Origin of the sequence: Methylobacterium sp. E-046 (genome assembly GCF_022829625.1) — a bacterium.
In the GTDB taxonomy this organism is placed as follows: domain Bacteria; phylum Pseudomonadota; class Alphaproteobacteria; order Rhizobiales; family Beijerinckiaceae; genus Methylobacterium; species Methylobacterium longum.
In genome coordinates this window covers 51,223-70,021 of record NZ_JAKSYP010000180.1, presented here as the reverse complement: position 1 = coordinate 70,021, position 18,799 = coordinate 51,223, and the positions used below count along the sequence as shown (strand labels likewise).

The 18,799-nt window shown below is 72.6% G+C and carries 16 protein-coding genes; 6 read left to right on the top strand and 10 right to left on the bottom strand.

Annotation, left to right across the window (positions count from 1 at the left end):
- The 3 genes from MKK82_RS18260 to MKK82_RS18250 all read left to right on the top strand — a co-directional run.
- Positions 1 to 134 (top strand): flagellin (locus MKK82_RS18260; protein WP_279603110.1); only part of this gene is annotated, 134 nt, incomplete at its 5' end.
- Positions 135 to 404: 270 nt separating this feature from the next.
- A complete protein-coding gene (locus tag MKK82_RS18255) occupies positions 405 to 1,568 on the top strand; it encodes an alpha-hydroxy acid oxidase (protein ID WP_238285712.1) in 1,164 nt (387 codons plus the stop codon).
- 111 nt (positions 1,569 to 1,679) lie between these two features.
- On the top strand, positions 1,680 to 2,906 hold the full coding sequence (locus MKK82_RS18250) for a DUF2252 family protein (RefSeq protein ID WP_409566822.1): 1,227 nt from the start codon (positions 1,680 to 1,682) through the stop codon (positions 2,904 to 2,906).
- Positions 2,907 to 2,931: 25 nt separating this feature from the next.
- Here MKK82_RS18250 and MKK82_RS18245 read toward each other — a convergent pair whose 3' ends face one another.
- Complete coding sequence (locus MKK82_RS18245; RefSeq protein ID WP_238285714.1) at positions 2,932 to 3,093, bottom strand: hypothetical protein; 162 nt, start codon at positions 3,091 to 3,093, stop codon at positions 2,932 to 2,934.
- A gap of 95 nt (positions 3,094 to 3,188) precedes the next feature.
- On the bottom strand, positions 3,189 to 4,511 hold the full coding sequence (locus MKK82_RS18240) for an ABC transporter substrate-binding protein (protein ID WP_238285715.1): 1,323 nt from the start codon (positions 4,509 to 4,511) through the stop codon (positions 3,189 to 3,191).
- A 245-nt stretch (positions 4,512 to 4,756) separates the two neighbouring features.
- On the opposite strand from MKK82_RS18240, the gene MKK82_RS18235 reads away from it, so the two are divergent.
- Positions 4,757 to 5,038: a PilZ domain-containing protein gene (locus MKK82_RS18235; RefSeq protein WP_238285716.1), complete on the top strand. Its 282-nt coding sequence runs from the start codon at positions 4,757 to 4,759 to the stop codon at positions 5,036 to 5,038.
- A 142-nt stretch (positions 5,039 to 5,180) separates the two neighbouring features.
- Here MKK82_RS18235 and MKK82_RS18230 read toward each other — a convergent pair whose 3' ends face one another.
- The 4 genes from MKK82_RS18230 to MKK82_RS18215 form a co-directional block, all read right to left on the bottom strand.
- The gene (locus MKK82_RS18230) at positions 5,181 to 6,341 is read right to left on the bottom strand and encodes an acyltransferase family protein (RefSeq protein WP_238285717.1); all 1,161 of its coding nucleotides are present in this window, start codon (positions 6,339 to 6,341) and stop codon (positions 5,181 to 5,183) included.
- A gap of 242 nt (positions 6,342 to 6,583) precedes the next feature.
- Positions 6,584 to 7,828: an iron uptake transporter deferrochelatase/peroxidase subunit gene (efeB, locus tag MKK82_RS18225; RefSeq protein ID WP_373323276.1), complete on the bottom strand. Its 1,245-nt coding sequence runs from the start codon at positions 7,826 to 7,828 to the stop codon at positions 6,584 to 6,586.
- Between the two features lie 75 nt (positions 7,829 to 7,903).
- Complete coding sequence (efeO, locus tag MKK82_RS18220; protein ID WP_238285718.1) at positions 7,904 to 8,794, bottom strand: iron uptake system protein EfeO; 891 nt, start codon at positions 8,792 to 8,794, stop codon at positions 7,904 to 7,906.
- Between the two features lie 245 nt (positions 8,795 to 9,039).
- Complete coding sequence (locus MKK82_RS18215) at positions 9,040 to 9,225, bottom strand: hypothetical protein (RefSeq protein WP_238285719.1); 186 nt, start codon at positions 9,223 to 9,225, stop codon at positions 9,040 to 9,042.
- Between the two features lie 221 nt (positions 9,226 to 9,446).
- On the opposite strand from MKK82_RS18215, the gene MKK82_RS18210 reads away from it, so the two are divergent.
- A complete protein-coding gene (locus MKK82_RS18210) occupies positions 9,447 to 11,786 on the top strand; it encodes a sensor histidine kinase (protein WP_238285720.1) in 2,340 nt (779 codons plus the stop codon).
- Positions 11,783 to 13,144 carry a sn-glycerol-3-phosphate ABC transporter substrate-binding protein UgpB gene (gene ugpB / locus MKK82_RS18205; protein WP_238285722.1) on the top strand — a complete coding sequence of 454 codons (1,362 nt, stop codon included), beginning with the start codon at positions 11,783 to 11,785 and terminating at the stop codon, positions 13,142 to 13,144. The genes MKK82_RS18210 and ugpB overlap by 4 nt, the downstream gene beginning before the upstream one ends.
- A 7-nt stretch (positions 13,145 to 13,151) precedes the next feature.
- Here ugpB and MKK82_RS18200 read toward each other — a convergent pair whose 3' ends face one another.
- The 4 genes from MKK82_RS18200 to MKK82_RS18185 form a co-directional block, all read right to left on the bottom strand.
- The gene (locus MKK82_RS18200; RefSeq protein WP_238285723.1) at positions 13,152 to 14,777 is read right to left on the bottom strand and encodes an ABC transporter substrate-binding protein; all 1,626 of its coding nucleotides are present in this window, start codon (positions 14,775 to 14,777) and stop codon (positions 13,152 to 13,154) included.
- Positions 14,774 to 17,101, bottom strand: a complete 2,328-nt coding sequence (locus MKK82_RS18195; protein WP_238285724.1) for a sensor histidine kinase — start codon at positions 17,099 to 17,101, stop codon at positions 14,774 to 14,776. The genes MKK82_RS18200 and MKK82_RS18195 overlap by 4 nt, the downstream gene beginning before the upstream one ends.
- A 164-nt stretch (positions 17,102 to 17,265) precedes the next feature.
- The gene (locus MKK82_RS18190; RefSeq protein ID WP_238285725.1) at positions 17,266 to 17,481 is read right to left on the bottom strand and encodes a hypothetical protein; all 216 of its coding nucleotides are present in this window, start codon (positions 17,479 to 17,481) and stop codon (positions 17,266 to 17,268) included.
- 420 nt (positions 17,482 to 17,901) lie between these two features.
- Positions 17,902 to 18,672, bottom strand: a complete 771-nt coding sequence (locus tag MKK82_RS18185; protein WP_238285726.1) for a response regulator — start codon at positions 18,670 to 18,672, stop codon at positions 17,902 to 17,904.
- Positions 18,673 to 18,799: the final 127 nt, after the last annotated feature.

Here is an 18,799-nt window from a genome sequence, read left to right as displayed (position 1 = left end):
CCAACCTGACGAACGCGGACCTCAACCAGGAGGCGGCGAACTCGCAGGCGCTGTCGACCCGCCAGTCGATGGGCATCTCGGCGCTGTCGCTGGCCAACTCGGCCCAGCAGGGCGTCCTTCAGCTCCTGCGCTGATCGCACGCCCATCGCGCGCCCATCCCGGGCGCGCCACATACCAGCGGCCGGCCGGGGAAACCCGGCCGGCCGTTCTCGTGCGCGGTCGCCATGGGGCGCGGGGCGATGGCGCGATGAGGCGCGATGAGGCGCGACGCCCCGGTATTCCCCGATCCGGCGCGGTGGTAGACCATCGCGGGCCGCGCCGCGTCGGCTGGCCGCCGCACGGGTCTGCGGGGGATGCGAGCCCCGGCCGCGACCGTCGCCATTTCCTGATTGCGTGAGGCCGCCATGACCATCGTGACGACGATCGAGGACCTGCGGCGGGTCGCCAAGCGGCGCGTGCCGCGGATGTTCTACGATTACTGCGATTCCGGCTCGTGGACCGAGTCGACCTACCGGGCGAACGAGGCGGACTTCGCCGCGATCAAGCTGCGCCAGCGCGTGGCGGTTGACATGACCGACCGGTCGCTCGCCACCACGATGGCCGGCCAGGCCGTGGCGATGCCGGTGGCGCTGGCGCCCACGGGCCTGACCGGGATGCAGCGGGCCGACGGCGAGATCCTGGCCGCGCGGGCCGCGGAGGCCGCCGGGGTGCCGTTCACGCTCTCGACGATGAGCATCTGCAGCATCGAGGACGTGGCCGAGCACGTCACCAAACCGTTCTGGTTCCAGCTCTACTTCATGCGCGACCGCGCCTTCAACGACCGGCTGATCGACCGCGCCAAGGCGGCCGGCTGCTCGGCGCTGGTCCTGACCCTCGACCTCCAGATCCTCGGCCAGCGGCACAAGGATATCCGCAACGGCCTGTCGGCGCCGCCGCGCTTCACCCCCGCGACCCTCCTCGACCTGATGACCAAGCCGCGCTGGTGCTGGCACATGCTCCAGACGGAGCGGCGCACGTTCCGCAACATCGTCGGCCACGTCGAGGGCGTGGCCGACACTCGCTCGATCTCGTCCTGGACGGCGCAGCAATTCGATCCGCGTCTCGACTGGGACGACGTCCGCCGCATCCGCGACCGTTGGAAGGGCCCCCTGATCCTCAAGGGCGTCCTCGACGTCGAGGACGCGATGCGCGCCGTCGAGACGGGGGCGGAGTCGCTGGTCGTCTCGAATCACGGCGGCCGTCAGCTCGACGGCGCGCCCTCCTCGATCGCGATCCTGCCGGAGATCGCCGAGGCGGTCGGCCACCGCATCGAGGTGCTGATGGACGGCGGCATCCGCTCGGGACAGGACGTGCTGAAGGCGGTGGCGCTCGGCGCCAAGGGCGTGTTCGTCGGCCGCGCGTTCCTCTACGGCCTCGGTGCCTATGGCCAGGCCGGGGTCACCCAGTGCCTGGACATCATCCGCCGGGAGCTCGACATGACGATGGCCCTGTGCGGCCACCGCGACATCCTCGATATCGACCGGTCGATCCTCCGGGCGCCGCCCCTGAGCAACCATCCCGGCTGGTGAGCGGCCCCGGCCCACGAAGTCGCTGCCCCGGTAATCCACAGCAGAGACGAAACGACGCGTGTTGCCTGCCTGTTCTCACGCGTTGGCAGGGGCGGCAGCGAGGCCGCGGCGATGCGTGAGCAGGTGGACGGAATGCCCGAGATCCGAAGCTTCGGTCGCGACGAGCGCGCGGTGGTCCTGGAGCGGCAGCGGATGCAGAAGATGGCGAGGTCCGCCCACGCGTATGTCCGCGGCAACACCGTGGCGTTCTACGAATGGCTCGACGGGCTCACCCGGGGCACCCTGCCGGAGGGGCCGCCGATCTGGATCTGCGGCGACTGCCACCTCGGCAACCTGGGTCCGCTCGCCGACGCCGACGGGCGCATCGACATCCAGATCCGCGACCTGGACCAGACCGTGGTGGGCAATCCCGCGCACGATCTGATCCGCCTCGGCCTGTCGCTCGCGAGCGCCGCCCGCGGTTCGGACCTGCCGGGGATCGTCACCGCCCGGATGCTGGAGGAGATGGTCCGCGGCTACGCGTTGGGCCTGTCGGGGCCCGATGGGACCGCGGCACCGCCCGAGCCCGACGCGGTCCGCACCGTCCGGCGCCGGGCCCTGGGCCGCCGGTGGAAGCACCTCGCCCGGGAGCGCCTGAAGGACGTGGAGCCCTCCATCCCGCTCGGGCGCAAGTTCTGGGCCCTCGATGGCACCGAGCGGGCGGCCCTCGACGAGCTCTTCGGCCAGGAGGCGGTGCGCCGACTCGTCCTGCAGTTGAATGGACGCGACGACGGGTCGGAGGTCCGCCTGGTCGACGCCGCCTACTGGATGAAGGGCTGCAGCTCCCTGGGCTTCCTGCGCTACGCCGCCCTCGTGCGGATCGTCGAGCCGGGCGGCCGGCGCAGCATCGCGCTGGTCGATCTGAAGGAGGCGGTCGAGCCCGCGGCCCCGGCCACCCCGGATGCCGACATGCCGGCGGATCCGGCCGAGCGCGTCGTCGCCGGCGCGCGGGCGCTCGCGCCGAACTTGGGTGCGCGCATGCTGCCGGTGCGGCTCCTCGGCAAGCCCGTGGTGATGCGCGAGCTCGCCCCGCAGGACCTCAAGCTCGACGTCGACCAGTTCAGCCGCGAAGAGGCGGTGCGGGCGGCGCATTACCTCGCCTTCGTGGTCGGCAAGGCCCACGGCCGGCAGATGGACGAGGGGGCTCGCGGGACGTGGCGCGCCGCGATCCTGGAGGGGGCGGCCGGCGGCGCGGAGGCCCCGTCGTGGCTGTGGTCGAGCGTCGTCGAACTCGCCGGCCGCCACGAGGTCGGCTACCTGCGCCATTGCCGCCGCTACGCGGACCGGGCGGCCGCTTGAGCGGCCCTCCCGGCGGCGACCGCGTCTACGTGCTCTTGCCGCCGCTCTTCCCGCCGCTCTTGCCGCCCTTCTTGCCGAGCTCCGCCTGTGCGCTGGACGACGTGCGCGGGTTCGACTTGCCCTCGCGGCTCGCCTTCGCGTTGGCTTTCTTGGCGGTCGTGCTGCCGTGACCCTTCTTCTCGGTCATGCTCTTCTCCCTGACGCTGGCGGTGAAGCGCGGACGCGCCCGCGCCGTTCCGCGGGACCGGGGTTTTCCCGTGGACACGTCGGCCGGCGGCGGACCTATTGCAGGCCCACGGTGACGAACTTCCCGGTCTCGTCCAGCTGCGTGCCCCAGATCATGTGCGAGGCCTGATGCTCGCTCGGGCCGAACTTCAGCGGTGTCCCGAGCCCTAGGTCGAAGGTGCCCATCCCCTCGAGGGCGTCCGCGAGGCGGTCGCCGTCGATCCGCGCGCCCGGCGCGGCGGCGATCCGGCGGACCGCCTCGATGACGATCTTCGCGTCGATATACGCCTCGAAGGACACGTAATCCGGCTTCTCCCCGGGAGAGGACTTCGCCAACTGAGCCTTGAAATCGAGAACCGCCTTCGAGTAGCCGCCCACGGCCGGGACCACCTGGGTGACCAGCACGCCTTCCCCGACCTTGGGGCCGATCAGGGCGAGTTCCTCGGCCAGGGCCGTGGCACCGACGGCGGAGACGTCGGTGTAGATCATCCGTGGGTAGAGCGTCCGGGTGAGCTTGATGAACTCGGCCGCCGGGCGATAGAGCGCCACCATCACCACCGCCTTCGGCGGGACCTTGCGCGCCCGGAGCGCGGCGACCGCGGCCGCCACGTCGATGGTGTTGCGCTTGTAGGTGAGCTTCTGCGGCGGCGGCTCGTAACGCCCCTGCAGCGTGCGCAGCGCCTTCACCACCCCGGCATACCCGGCCTCGCCGAACGGATCGTCCTGCGCGAAGACCGCGATCTCGCGCGGCTTCAGCCCGCGCACGTTCACGAGGTAGCGGACGACGGCCTCGGTCTCCTCGGCGTAGCTCGGCCTGTAATTGAAGACGTAGCGATCCGGCGGCACGGCCCGGACGAGGTCCGAGCCCGTATAGGCGCCGAAGAAGAGCAGCCTGTGATCAAGCACCCAGGGCAGGACCGCCGCCGCGGTCGGGGTGCCGAAATTCCCCACGAAGCCCACGACCCCGTCCCGCTCCGCCATGCGCCTGACGAGATCCGGGGTCCGCGACGGCTCGTATCCGTCGTCGGCGGTGATGAGCTTCAGGCGGTAGGGGCCGATCCCGCCGGCCTCGTTCACGGCGCTGAACGCGGCCTCGACACCGAGCGCGAGCTGACGACCGAATTCCTTGTTCGCGCCGGAGAACGGGGCGATCAGGCCGAACCGCACCTCGGTCCGGTTGCCGCCCTCCCGGAGGCCGTCGCCGTTCTGTATCCGGGATGGTGGGGTATTCGGAGACGGAGACTGGTCTTGGAGGCTCTTGATATCGGGAGTCGGGGCGAACCGCCCCGTCCCCGGTTGCTGAGCCTGGGCAGGTGGGGCGGCTGACAGCGCGGCCACGATCATCAGCCAGCCCGAGAGGAGGACGAAGACGCGCGACATAGCCACCCTCGCCACGGCCCGATGAGCGCGCGACCTCCGAATACCCAGTATCTATTTTCTACGTAGGTACGAGCAGCGCATCAATACGGTCTCCGTTTCGGGCTGGGGAGTAATCAGGCCAGCGGGGTCCGGATGGGACGATCACGGGGCCGCCCGGCCGCGTCCAGGGGGCAGGGCTCTGCAGCAGCCTGTTAAGGCGGTTCCGTCACACTGCGCCGCGAAGGATCGCCACGGGGGACGACACCATGGAGGAGCGCCGCGCGAAGCTCAGGGCCAAGGTCGCACTGCCGGGGCACGCCGCCTTCCCGAGCGCGGCCGCAGAGGTGCAGTGCCTGGTGCTCAACGTCTCGAACATCGGCGCATGCCTGAGCTTCCCGGCCGGCGTGCCGGTTCCCCGGATGTTCGATCTGCGCATCGGCGCCGATCCGAAGCCGCACGCGGTGCGCGTGGCGTGGCGGCGCGCGAGCGACGTGGGCGTGGCCTTCCTCGCATCCCGGGTCGGGACCCCGGACGTGATCCCCGGCTGAGGGCGCCGGCGGGTGGCCACGCCGTCACCCCGGGCGCCGGCCCCGCAGCGCTGTCGGAAGCCGGCCCCACAGACCCGCGATGAGGCCGTCCGCGGATGTCGCGACGGCGGCGCGCCCTCCAGCGAGGAGGGCCCGGACCCGCTCAGCGCGCCGGTCCGAGACCCGGGGCGGGCTCGGCGGGCCGCACCCCGCCGGTCTCCAGCCGGCGCGAGGCGACGAACGAGAAGCGCCGCCGCAGACCGAGGACAGGCCGCTCGATCAGGTGCCAGGACGCCATCGCGAACAGGACGATGCAGGGCAGCGCCAGGAGGACCTGCTGGGTCGTGTTGCGCACGGGCACGAGGGCGACCAGCGCCTGCTGGAGCGGCCAGCCGTACAGGTAGATCCCGTAGGAATAGTCGCCGCGCCGCAGCAGGGTGGGCACCCAGAGGTCCGTCACGCCCAGGCAGACCGTGAGGTAGACCAGCGCCGGCAGGACCACGAGGTTCAGGAACGGGAAGACCGGCACCGCCGTCACGGCGGTCAGGTCGAGTGCGCCGGCCGCGGCCACGACGAGCGCCGCCACGCCGATCAGGCGCGGATCGTAGGGGAGGCGGTGGCGATACAGATAGGCCGCGATCCCGAAGAGGAACGCCACGTAGAGGCGCGAAGCCTTGTCGACGAGCAGCTTGTCGGCCAGGCGCGCCGGCAGGCTCGCGGGCTCGCCCGTGCCGACGACGCCGAGGATGAAGCCGAGCAGGATGATCAGGGCGGCCGCGCCGACGACCAGCCTCGGCCGCCGCAGGAGGCCGGTCAGCACGCACAGCGACATGAGCGCGTAGCAGGCGATCTCGTGCGGGATGGTCCAGAGCGAGCCGTTGACGACGTCGGTGGGGTTGTGGGCGAACACGCCCGGCAGCGTGTAGACGATGAGCCCGAGGATATTGGCGAAGTACCGGTAGGTCTGCGGGTCGGCGGCGTAGTGCGCCAGCGGCAGCACCGTGAACGCCGGCCCCAGGACGACGGCGCTGAGCACGATCTCCACGGCCAGGGCGGGCAGGATCCGCAGCGCCCGGTTGAGGAGGAAGTCGCGCAGACGCAGGCGCAGGGCGCTCCCGGTGATCAGGAAGCCGCTCAGCCCGAAGAAGGCGGCGATGATGCCGTAGCTGCCGAGTTCGAAGAAGCCGTCGACCCGGGTGATCTCGTTGTTGACGATGGCGCGCCCGTGCCAGATCACGACCGACACCGCCAGGACGATCCGGAGCAGGTCGAAGCCGGGGGCGAGGCCCCCGCGCCTGTCGAGTACGGAGCCGACGGTCTGCATGCGCGTGGTCCGGTTGCGGGACGGATCCGCCTTTCATCGCCCGCCATTCGCTAAGAAAGCGCCACGACCGGGCCCGCATGATCGGCCTCGCGGCCAGGAGGCGGGGACGGATCGGTCCCCGGGACGGGCGATTCCGAAGCGCGTCTCCCCGCGCGGGAACGGCATCGGGACGATGCCCTCCCGGGCCGGGATCGCGGCCCGGTGCAGGCCGGCGGCCGGCGCGCGGGCGCGGCTCGAACGGCCTACACGGCGGCCAGCAGCCCGTCCCCCAGGTAATTCCCGGGTCGGGGCGTTCCGGGCAAAGCGAAGAAGTAGCCGCCGCCGATCGGGCGGATGTACTCCTCGAGGCCTTCGCCGGAGAGGCGGTTCTGCACGGTGACGAAGCCGGCGGAGAGATCGGCCTGATAGCAGACGAACAGCAGGCCCATGTCGAGCTGGCCGGCCGCTGTGAGCCCGCGGGAGTAGTTGTAGCTGCGGCGCAGGATCAGGCTGCCCTCCGTGCCGGGCAGGCGCGGGTTGGCGAGGCGGATATGGGCGGCGAGCGAGACGGTCTCGCCGTCCGGATCGGCGGCGTAGTCGGGCACGTCGCGCTCGTGGCCCCGCTTGAGCGGCGCGCCGCTGCCCTTGTGCCGGCCGATGATCGCTTCCTGCTCCCCGAGGGGCGTGCGGTCCCACCGCTCGACCAGGGTGCGGATGATCCGCACCACCTGGTAGCTCCCCCCGACCGCCCAGGCCGGCTCCTCCTGCCCGGGCCCGACCCAGACGTAGCGGTCCATCAGCCGGGGATCCCGGACGTCGAGGTTCGCGGTGCCGTCCTTGAAGCCCAGCATGTTGCGGACAGTATCCGCCCCCATGGTCTTCACCACGTGCGGCGGCAGGAAGCCCTCGATCTTCCAGCGGGGCGCGAGGAGGCCGGGCGTCGCCTTGAGCACGTCGCGCAGGGCGTGGATGTTGGTCTCGGCGGTGTTCGAGCAGAACTGGATCAGCAGGTCGCCGTGGCACTGGGCCGGGTCGAGGGCGTCGTTGGAGAAGCGCTCCATGGGCCCGAGATGGCGCGGGCGGGCGCGCGCCAGGCCGAACCGGTAGTCGAACAGGCTCGCGCCGACCGAGAGGGTGGCGGTGAGGTTGTCGGGCAGGACCGTGGGCCCGAGAATGCCGGAATCGCGCGGCGGCAGCTGCGGGTGGACATCCGGCACGGTGCCGCCCTGCGTCAGGAAGGCGAGGCGCTCGGAGAGCGTCCGGAACAGGTGGGGAAGCTCGCCGCGCCGCTCGGCCAGCACGTCGAAGGCCACGTACAGGGAGGCGGCCGGCTGCGGCGTCACGATCCCGGCCTGATGGAGCCCGTAGAAGGGCTGGGCGACGAGGGTCCCCTCCGTGGCGGTGGTCGGCGTCGCGTCCTCGGCCCGGGCCGGGCCGAGGAGCGCGGCCGCGCCGAGGCCGCCGAGGAACCGGCGGCGGGTGGAGACCGGTGCAGGGGAATGCATCATCGCTCGACGAAATCTGATCGTTCTACCGCTTGTTGTCTCGAATAAAGACCACAGGGCGGCGCCTTGGCAATTTTGTCAGTCGATTCCCAGCCGACCGCGCAGGGTCGACAGATCTTCGGCCAGCAAGGTGATCGGCCCTTTGAGGGCATTCCGGTCCCGGGCCGTGAGGTTGTCGTAGCTCTGGAAGCCCCCGTCCGGGCTGCGATAGCGGGCGAGCAGGTCCTCGACCCGCTTGTAGCTGCGCTCGACCCGCGCCACGAAATCCCGGTCCGCCAGCAGCGGGCGCAGGAGCGTGAACACCACCTTCGAGCCCTCGATGTTGGCCTGGAAGTCCCACAGGTCGGTGCGGCTGTAGCGCTCCTCCTCGCCGCTGATCTTGGTGGCGGCGATCCCCTCGATCAGGGCCGAGGCGGTCCCGACCGCCTTGGCGGGCGGGATGGCCAGCCCGGCGACCCGGTCGCGCAGGATCACGGTCTCGGCGGCGAGGCGCTCCGCGGCCTCGCCGAGCCCCTCCGTGCTGCCGTGGGTGAAGAGCGCCATCTCCAGGCGGTGGAAGCCCACGAAGGCGGGATCGCGCTCGCGCAGTTCGAACTCGTCGCCGCGCACGTCGAGGCGCTTGATCAGGTCGGGGAACAAGGCCGCCACGGGCTCGATGCGCTCGTAGGGCGCGCGCGCCGGAGCGTAGAGCCGGCGCGCCTCCGCGAGCTGCCCGGCCTGGACCGCCGCGACGAACCGCGCGGTCTCGCGCACGAAGGCGTCGGCCTGGGCGACGACGTAGGTCCTGTAGGCCGCCAGGGCGGCGGCCAACTCGGGCGCGGCCGGCCGGGACGGGCGCGCGGGACGCGGCGGGCTGTCCGGCTGCTCGAGGGCCCAGCCCGGACGCGGATCACCGAGGCCGACCATCAGCGCCACGGCGACGGCCGCGGCGCGGCGTCGATCCGGTGCGAGGCGTGGAATCTCGGGCATGGGCGGCCGGCGGCAGACCTTGTCGCGGAGCGCGGCGCGAGCCGACCGCACCGTTCGGCTAGCCGAGGCCGCGCCCAGGGGCAACCGCCCGCGGCGGCGGCGGTTCGACCGGCTCGTCCCGGAGAGGCCTTCCGGACACCCCGTGGATCAGGACGGCCGCGCGGTCAGACGAGGAGCGGGAGCAGAATGGCGAGCAGAATATTCCCGCCCACGAGGAGGACCAGCGGCAGTGCGTCCATGACCGGTCAGCCCAGGCAGGCGAGCGCGCGGGCGCCGAGGGCGGCAGGCTTCGCGCTGCAGGCCCGGGGGGGCATCGCGGAGGCCTGCGCGCCGGCCGGCAGGGCGGTGACGGTCTGCGAGAGCATCGGCAGGTAGGTGGTGCCGACCATGAGGCCGGCCGAGAGCAGCAGGCGGGCGATGACGTCGAGCATGGTGTTTCCCCTTTTTCGGCCTTCGAGGACCGTTGTGCGGGGCGGTATCTACGGGGGCCGTGCTGCGGGAATATTGCGTCCTGTGTTGCTTCATCGCTCTCGGGAAGTCATCGCGCGGATGCCACAATAACCGAATGTGTCGTCGCGGGGTCGGCGACGGATCTGGAGGCCGCAACGGTGGCGGGGCGCGGGACGCGGTGTGGGGCACGATGCGGGGCGCGATGATGCGCGGGTTCAGCCATTCCGGCATCGCCCGCCGCGTCCTCGTGGTTGGGGCGATCCCGATCCTGGTCGCGGCCGCGATCGCGCTGGGCGCCTGGATCCTGCTCCGCGAGGCCGAGCGCGCCCGAGCCGGCGCCGTGGTGGCGACGGAGACCGCACAGACCCTCACGGCGATGAACCGGGCGCGGGCTGATGCCGTCAGTGGCGGCCCCGAGCGGCGGGACGAGGCCGAGCGCCGCTTCGACGAGCGGGCCGCGACGGCGGCCGGGCAGCTCGACCGGCTGGAGCGGCTGGCGCGGACGCGCGGCCAGTCGGCCCTGGTGGCGACCGTGACGGGTGACCTGACCTCGCAGGTGACGCGGATGCGCGCGCTCCTCCTCTCGGAGCGGACCGCGAACGCCACGATCGCCGACATGGCCCGGCGGGCGGACGCCCTGGTGGCGCTGACCGACGTCGCGCGCCGGCGCCAGCAGCAGGACAACGCCCAGCTGATCGCGGTCCTGGCCGTCAAAGACACCGAGCTGGAGCGGAACCAGGGCGTCGTCACCGCGCTGCGGGAGCTGCACGAGGCGATCAGCACGGCGGAGCTGAACCGGGCGCGCATCGGCCGGCCGGTCTTCCCGATCGAGTTCGACGAACTCGCCGGCGACCTGCGGCAGCTCGATGCGGTGGGCGACCGGCTGCGCCGGGTCCTGCGCGTCGACGGCGAGGCCGGGGCGGCCGACCGGGCGACGGAGCTGCTGAAGGCCTACCGCGACCGGAGCCGGACCGAGGACGACCTCAACCGCGTGCTCTCCGAAGGGTTCGAGCTGACCCGCGCCACCCAGGCGGGCCGGGTGCTGGTCGAGTGGTGCGACCAGCTCGTCCAGGTCAACGTCGCCCGCCAGAGCCGCCTGTACGAGGAGGTCGCGCTCCTCATCCGCCACTCCGTCCTGTCGAACGAGGCCGAACTCTCCGCCCAGGATATCGCCCTCACGGCCCTGCGCCTCGCCCGGCGGACGGATGCGGCGCTGGCGCGCCGGGACACCGCCGAGGCGTCGCGGGTGCTGGCGGCGGGCGCGGATCTGTCCGGCACCTCCCGGACGCTGCTCATCCCGGTGAGCATCCGGGACGAGATGGCGGGGGCGATCGACGGGTGGCGCACGCAGCTCGCCGCGACGATCGAGAAGATCGGCGAGCAGAACGAGACCATCGCCGACATGGACCGGCGGGCAGCCACCATGAGCGCCAACGCCCAGACCCTGAGCCGGGCCTTCATCGACGACGCCGACCAGTTCGGCAGCGTGATCCGGCAGCTCCTGATCGTCGGGGCCCTCGGGGCCCTGTGCCTCGGGATCGGGGCCGCCGCCGCGGTGGCGCGCTCGATCACGCGGCCGCTGCACGCCCTCCAGCACAGCATCGTCACCGCCGCCGCCGCGCCCGCCCCCGAGGATATCGGCCGGGACGACCACCTGCTCACCCGGCGGGACGAACTCGGCGACATCGCCCGGGCGACCAACGCGTTCCTGGAGCAGATCCGCCGCCGGGAGGCGGACCGGCGCAACGCGTCCCAGCGGGCCGACGACGCGCTGGTGACCCTGCGGCAGGCGCAGGAGGACCTGATCCGGGCCGAGCGTCTCGCCTCGCTGGGCCAGCTCGTCGCGGGCGTCTCGCACGAGATCAGCACACCGCTGGGCATCGCGCTGACCACCGCGACGCAGGTCCAGTCCGACTCGGCCGCGTTCGAGCGCATGGTCGGGGACAACCAGCTCTCCCGCTCGCGGCTGACCCAGTATGCCGGGCGCATGCGGGAGGGCGCGCAGCTCCTGACCAGCAACCTCATGCGGGCGGCCGACCTGCTCTACAGCTTCAAGCAGGTGGCGGCCGACCAGGCGATCGAGGACCGGAGGGCGTTGAACCTCGCGGACTGGATCGACGAGTTGCTGAAGAGCCTGCGGGCGCTGGCGCGGCCGGGCCGGCACGTCTTCGTCGTGGCCTGCCCGCCCGACCTCGTCGTCGACACGCTCCCCGGCATCCTGGCGCAGGTCGTCACCAACGCCGTCAAGAACGCGATCGAGCACGGCTTCCAGGACCGGGAGGGCGGCCGCATCACCATCACGGGGTTCCGGACCGCGGACGGGATCGGCCTGTCCATCGCGGATGACGGGCGCGGCATCGACGGCGCCGATCTCGGCCGCGTGTTCGACCCGTTCTTCACCACGGCCCGCGCCCGCGGGGGGACGGGCCTGGGGCTGCACATCGTCCACAACCTCGTGGTGAACCGCCTCCAGGGGCGGGTCGAACTGCAGAGCGGCGCCGGCACGGTGCTGCGGCTGTGGCTCCCGGAGCGGCTGGCATGAGCGGCGCGACCCAACCTTCCCCGCACGGCGTCGGCCGCCTGCGGCGGCGGATCGCCGGCGCGCTCGCCGGCCTGATCCTCACGCTGCGCCCGCTGCCGGCCGCCGCCCTCACCGAGCTGCAGTTCTGGCACGCCCTCGACGGGCCCAACGGCGAGCTGGTGACCCGCATCGCCGAGACGTTCAACGCGTCGCAGCCCGACTACCGGGTCGTGCCGGTCTACAAGGGCTCCTACGCGGAGACGATCAGCAGCGGCATCACGGCGTACCGCACCGGCGCGGCCCCGCACCTGCTGCAGGTCTTCGAGGTCGGCAACGGCACCATGGCGGCCGCGATCGGCGCCGTCAGGCCCGTCGCCACCGTGATGCGGGAGGCGGGGCTCTCGGCGAGGCCGGAGGATTTCCTGCCGGTCGTCGCCACCAACTACCTGGATGCCGAGGGCGGGATGCTGTCCTTGCCCTTCAACGTCTCCTCGACGGTGATGTGGATCAACCGGGACCGGCTCCGGCAGGCGGGCCTCGACGCCAAGCGCCTGCCGGCGACCTGGCCGGAGGTCTTCGAGGCCGCGCGGCGGATCAAGGCGGCGGACGGCAAGCGGTGCGCGCTGTCCTCGGCCTGGCCGACCTGGGTGCATCTCGAGCAGCTCTCCGTCTGGCACGACCGGCCGCTCGCGACCCGGTCCAACGGCCTCGACGGCTACGACGCCGAACTCGTCTTCAACGGCCCGCTCCAGGTCCGCCACCTTCAGAACCTCGTCGATCTGAAGCGGGCGGGCGTGTTCGAGTACAACGACCGCGTCAACCGGGGGGAGGGCCGGTTCGTCTCGGGCGACTGCGCGATCTTCCTCACCTCGTCGAGCCTGTACGGCAAGGTTTCCACCGCGGCCCGGTTCGACTGGACGGTCGCGCCGATGCCCTTCTACCCCGACCTGGTCGCGGAGCCGCAGAACGCGATCCTGGGCGGCGGCTCGCTCTACGTGATGCAGGGCAAGACGCCGGACGAGTACCGCGGCGTCGCCCGGTTCCTGGCCTTCCTCATGGAGGGACGGCAGCAGGCCGCGCTGTACCGGAACACCGGCTACATCCCGACCACGCGCGGCGCCTATGCCGACGCGGTGGCGGAGGGGTTCTTCGAGCGGCACCCGCAGCTCCACGTCGCCGTGCAGGAACTCACCCGGCGCCCGCCGACGCGCAACACCGCCGGCCTGCGCCTGGGCAACATGCTGCAGATCCGCGACCTGTGGGCGGAGGAGCTGGAGGCGGCGCTGAACGGGGCGAAGTCGCCGCAGGAGGCCCTCGACGACGCCGTGGCGCGGGGCAACCAGGTGCTGCGGGTCTTCCAGCAGCGGACCAAGAAGTGAGCTGGCCTCACCGGGAAGCGCGGAACCGCACCGTCTCGAACAGGTGGCGGCCGAGGGGATCCATCGTCAGGCCGAGCACGTCGTTGCGGAGCGCCAGATGCACCTTGGTGTGGGCCAGGGGGACCCAGGGCATCGCCTGCCGGACGAGGACCTGGGCCCGGCGGTACAGGGCCAGACGCGTCTCCCGGTCGCCGGTGCGGCGGGCGGCCTCGACCAGCCGGTCGTAGGCCGGGTCGCACCAGCGGGCGAGGTTGGCCCCGCCGGTCTGGGCGGCCTTGCAGCCGAGCAGGACGTTCAGGAAGTTGTCCGGGTCGCCGTTGTCGCTCGTCCAGCCGTAGAGCATCAGGCTGGGCTCCCCGCCGTAGAGGGCGGCGCGGTACGCGTTCCAGGCGCGCGTCACCGGGCGGGCGCGGATGCCCACCCGCGCGAGGTCGGCCTGGATCATGTCGGCGACGCGCCGGCCGTTCGGGTTGTAGGGCCGGCTGACCGGCGGATACCAGAGTTCGACGTCGAAGCCCTCGGCGAGTCCCGCCTCCGCCAGCAGGCGCAGGGCCTCGGCGCGGTCGAAGGGGGTATCCGGCAGGTCCCCGTCATGGGCCCAGATCCCCGGCGGCAGGGGGCCCTGCGCCAGGATGCCGGCATCGCCGTAGACGCCCGCCACGATCGCCTGCCGGTCGATCGCGAGGTTGACCGCGCGCCGCACCCGGACGTCGCCGAAGGGCGCGCGGGTCGTGTTGAGGGCGAGGTAGGCCACGTTCAGCTCGGCGAGCGCGAGCAGCCTCAGGCCCGGCTCCGCGCGGATCGCGTCGAGGTCGCCGGTGGCCGGGAACGCCATGGCGTGGCATTCCCCGGCCCGCAGCTTGGTCAGCCGGACCGCCGCGTTCGGCGTGATCGCGAAGACGAGGCCGTCGGGGCGCTCGCCCGGTTCGCCCTCGTCCGCCGCGCGGCGCCAGTAATCCGGGAAGGCGCGGTAGCGCAGGACCTGGTCGGGCCGGTAGCCCTCGAACACGAACGGGCCCGTCCCGATCGGCGCACGGGCGAGGTCGTCCGACGCGTTGCCGGCCGCGAGGGCGGCCGCGTACTCGGCCGACAGGACGGCGCCGAAGGCCTGCGCGATGTTGGCCAGGAAGGTGGTGTCGGCCTCGCGCAGCCGGAAGCGGACGTGGCGCGGGTCCGGGGCGTCGACGGCCTCGATCAGGTCGGCGAGGCCGAGGTCGTGGAAGTAGGTGAAGCCCTGCGCGGCGCCGTCGGGTCCGGGGCGCCGCTGCCGGGCGAAGGAGAACACCACATCCTCGGCGTTCAGGGGGCGGGTCGGGGTGAAGCGCGCGTTGGCGTGGAAGCGCACGCCGTCCCGCAGGGTGAACACGTAGGTCCGGCCGTCCTCCGAGACCGTCCAGGATTCGGCGAGCGCCGGGCGGATCGTCGTGGTGCCGGGCGCGAACTCCACCAGCGCATTGTAGACCTGCCACGCCGCGTTCATCGTGGTGGTGGTCGTGGCGCGGGCGGGATCGAAGCTCTCCGGGCTGCCCTCCGAGCAGAACACGAAGGTGCGGGACGCCGCCGGACCCGGGCTGACCAGCAGGCCGGCCGCGAGGGCGAGGAGCCCGGCCCGGTGACCGGCGGCGCGTCTCACGGCGTCCCGATCGCGACGGGGAGCGGCCGGGCCGCCGTCGCCGCGGGCCGGGCGGGAAACTCGACCTGCACGGTGGTCCCCTGGCCGGGTTCGCTCGTCAGCGCGATGCGGCCGCCGAGCTTGGCGGTCACGAGGTTGTGGACGATGTGCATGCCGAGCCCCGTGCTGCCGGCGCTGCGCGCCGTCGTGAAGAACGGATCGAAGATCCGGTCGAGGTGCTCCGGGGGGATGCCCTGACCGGTGTCGCGGACCTCGATCCGCACGAGGCCGTCGGCGCGTTCCGACACCGCCACGGTGATCCGGCCCGCCTGGCCGGCGCGGAAACCGTGCACGACCGCGTTGGCGATCAGGTTGGTCACGATCTGCGCCAGCACGCCGGGATTGGTGCCGATGACGAGGCCGGCGGGGCAGGCGCGCTCCACGACGTGGCCGCCCTTGCGCAGCATCGGTTGCAGGCTCGCCAGCAGATCGTCGAGCCAGGTCGCGAGTTCGACGCTGCGGCTCTCGTCGCTGACGCGGTCCACCGCGACCTGCTTGAAGCCCTGGACGAGATCGGCGGCCCGGGTCAGGTTGGTGCAGAGCAGGGTGGCGCCCTCCTCGACCCGGTCGACGAAGTGGTTCAGCCGGGAGCGCGACAGCGTGCCGGCGGCGAGGCCCGTCCGGAAGGTGCGCGCCTCGTCGCTCATGAGCGTCCCGGTGGTCAGCGCGATGCCCAGCGGCGTGTTGATCTCGTGCGCCACGCCGGCCACGAGCTGCCCCAGGGAGGCGAGCTTCTCGGCCCGGACGAGGTTGTCCTGGGTCCGGCGCAGCTCGACCAGGGCGACGTCGGCCTGATCCTTGGCGCGGCGCAGCGCCCCTTCCCGGCGCGTGATCTCCGAGACGAAGACCGCGGTGGCGCGGGCGATGTCGCCGAGTTCGTCCCGGCGCCCCGTGCCGCGCACGGCCGCGCCCGCCGGATTGGCGGTCAGCATCACCATGTCGCCCTGGAGGGCGCGCAGGGGCACCAGGATCGAGCGGGCGACGAAGATCACCACCAGGGCGCCGAACAGCAGCAGCCCGGCCGCGCCGGCGAGGAGGATCCGCTGGATGAAGATGCCGAACCGGTCGGCATCCCCCACGAAGGCGTCGTTGAGGGCCTTGGCGCTGTCGATCATCGTCGCGGCGAGCCCGTCCATCGCGACGATCATCGCGTTCTGCTGCCGCAGGCCGCCGATCGTGGTGGTGAGGCGTGCCCGCCAGCCGTCGAGGGCCTGCACCATCTCGGCCTGGATCAGCGGCGAGATCGGCAGGGCGTTGGCGCTCCGGGCGAGGCGCTCCCCCGCCTCGCGCATCCGCTCCGCCAGGGCGGCATCCCGGTGCAGCAGGGCGCCGGCGGTGCGCGGGCCGAGCTTGAGGGTGCCGATGGCGACGTTCTGGGTGGCCTGCTCGATCTCGTTGGCCTCCACCGAATAGGCCAGGAGCTGAGCCACCTCGTCGTGCAGGCTCTCCTGGCCGGAGGTCTCGATCTTGAGGGTGCGCTCGATCCACCCGTCGAGTTTCGCGCCGCGATCCGGGCTCTGCCCCGCCGTCTCCGCGCTCAGCGCGTCGAGCGCCTCGGCCTCGGCCGCCCGGCCGTCGAACCGCAAAGCCGCCGCCAGGTCGCGGCTGGCGGTGCGGACGCGGGCCTGCGCGCGCTGGGCCTCGGCCTCCGCGACCGAGGGGCCGGCCGGGTCTGCCGCCGGGCCGGTGTTCTGGGCGCCGGCCTGAGCGGCGAGCACCGCGCTCTCCGCGCTCCGGGCCCGCAGCGTGTTGAGGTGAACGACGAGGCCGCGGGCGACTCGCAGCGCCTCGACCTTCTCGGCCAGCGAGCGGGCGAGGTCGGCGTTCGAGGATTGCTGTCGCAGGCGCGCCCGGTCGGTGAGGTCGATCAGGGTGTCGGCCCGCTGCGTCATCTCGCGGATCAGGCCGTCATTCTCCTGGGTGCGGCGGATGAAGGCCTCCATCTGGCCCCGGTAGCGGGCCAGGGCCTCCTCCACCGAGGCGATGCGCGCGCGCTGCGCGTCGATGCGGGCGAAGCCCGCGAGCCGACCCAGGCCAGCTTCGGCCCGCGCCGTCAGGCTCGCGAAGCGCGCGGCGTAGGGGGGGCGGTCCTGCGCGTCCGCGGCGGCGTACTGGTCGCGGACGAGGCGCGCGGTGGCGAGGTCGTGGTACACGTCGGCGACCAGCACCGCCCCGCCGCGGGCGCGCTCCTCCTGGGCCAGGAGGAGCCAGCCCGCCATGGCGATCGCGCCGGCGGCGAGGATCGGCACGCCTCCGACCAGGGCGATCTTGGGTCCAACCCGCATCCGCGTCCCGCCATAGGGGTCCGGCAGCAACTTAAAGCCGTGCCCCTGCGCGGAGCAATCCGGCGGCGCTCCGGCGCGTCCCCGGTCGGCGGCCGGCTCGGCGCCGCCGGGTCGCTGCGCCGCGCGGGCGGGGAGGGCGGCGGAACCATCCCCGGCGGGCGGTTTCAGCGGGGCCGGGATCCGGCGGGTCGCGGCTCGGGGGCGGCCAGGACGGCATCCTGCGGGTCGCGCGCGCCATCGCGGGGCGTCGGCACGCCGAACCGCTCCTCACGGGTCGGCAGGCGCCGCGGCGCGGCGTGGCGGCCACGCAGCATGAGTTGCAGCCGGAGCAGCAGGTCGGGATCTTCGCCGGAACCGGGATCGTCGCTGAAATGCGGCATGGCGGCCTCCGCCCTTCACCGCGGACGGGGCGCGGGATCGACCGCGATGAGCCGGACGCGGCGGGGCGCCGGACTCTCCGCGGCGCCGGCCCCCGCACAGGAGCCCGGCGGATACGGCCAGGCCGCCGCACAGGGAGCGCCGTCACGGGGCGAGGCGGCGGAGGTCTGCGCCCCGCGCGCCGCCGGCTCGCCCCCGCCCGGGGCGACCAGGCCGACGAGCATCAGGACGCAGACCGTGCCGGCTGCCGCGGCCGAAGAGGTTCCGATCACATGTCGCATGGCCTGTCCTCCGGGCGCCCGCGGCCCTCGAGTCTGCCACGCTGATAGACGTGTTCCGTGCCGCCGTTATTGCGTCCCGCCCGGTCTGCCGGCTGAAATGTTGCGTTCTCGCGCAACGAGGCAACATTCCGCTGCCGCCCGTCAGTCGCCCTCGGGGCGAAATATGTATCCGAGGCCCCGGACGGTGCGGATGTAGCGCGGATTGCCGGGGTCCGGCTCGACCTTCTTGCGGATGCGGTTGATCCGCACGTCGATGGCGCGGTCGAACGCGTCCGGATCGCGGGCATCGGCGAGGTCGAGCAGGCGCTCGCGCGACAGGGCCCGCCGCGGGTGGTCGGCGAACGCCTTCAGGAGATCGAATTCCGAGCGGGTCAGCGCCTGTTCGAGGCCGGCATCGTCGCTCAGGCGCAGGGCGTCGAGCTCCAGCCACTTGGTCCCGAACCGGATTCGGCGTCCCGGCTCCGGCCCCGGGGCAGCCGCGGCCACCGCGTGGCCCGGTGCCTGAACGCGGCGCAGCACCGACCGCACCCGCGCCACCAGCTCCCGCAATTCGCAGGGCTTGGGCAGGTAATCGTCGGCCCCGAGTTCCAGCCCGACCACCCGGTCGATGGCGCTCGCCGTGGCGGTGAGCATGATGATCGGAATCGCCGTCCGGGCCTTCAGGTCGCGCACGATCGAGAGCCCGTCCTCCTCCGGCATGTTGAGGTCGAGCACGATCAGGTCCGGGCTGTGGCGGGCGAGGTGCTCCCGCAACGCGCGCCCGCCGTCGCACAGGACCACCCCGAAGCCGTGGAGCTTCAGGTAATCGCCGACCATCTCGCGGGTCGCCGCCTCGTCATCGACCACGGCGATCGAGGGGACCGCCGCGCCGCCACGGGCGGCCGCGGGCGCTGGCCATTCTGGAATGCTCATCGCGGCTGCGCGCACTTTCCGGTTCCGCTTTGGAACGAATGCAGGAATCGTATCGGCATACGATAGCGTGACAAGCTTTCAACACGATTGCTAGCGTACTCGTCAGGTTTCGAACGGCATTTCAGGC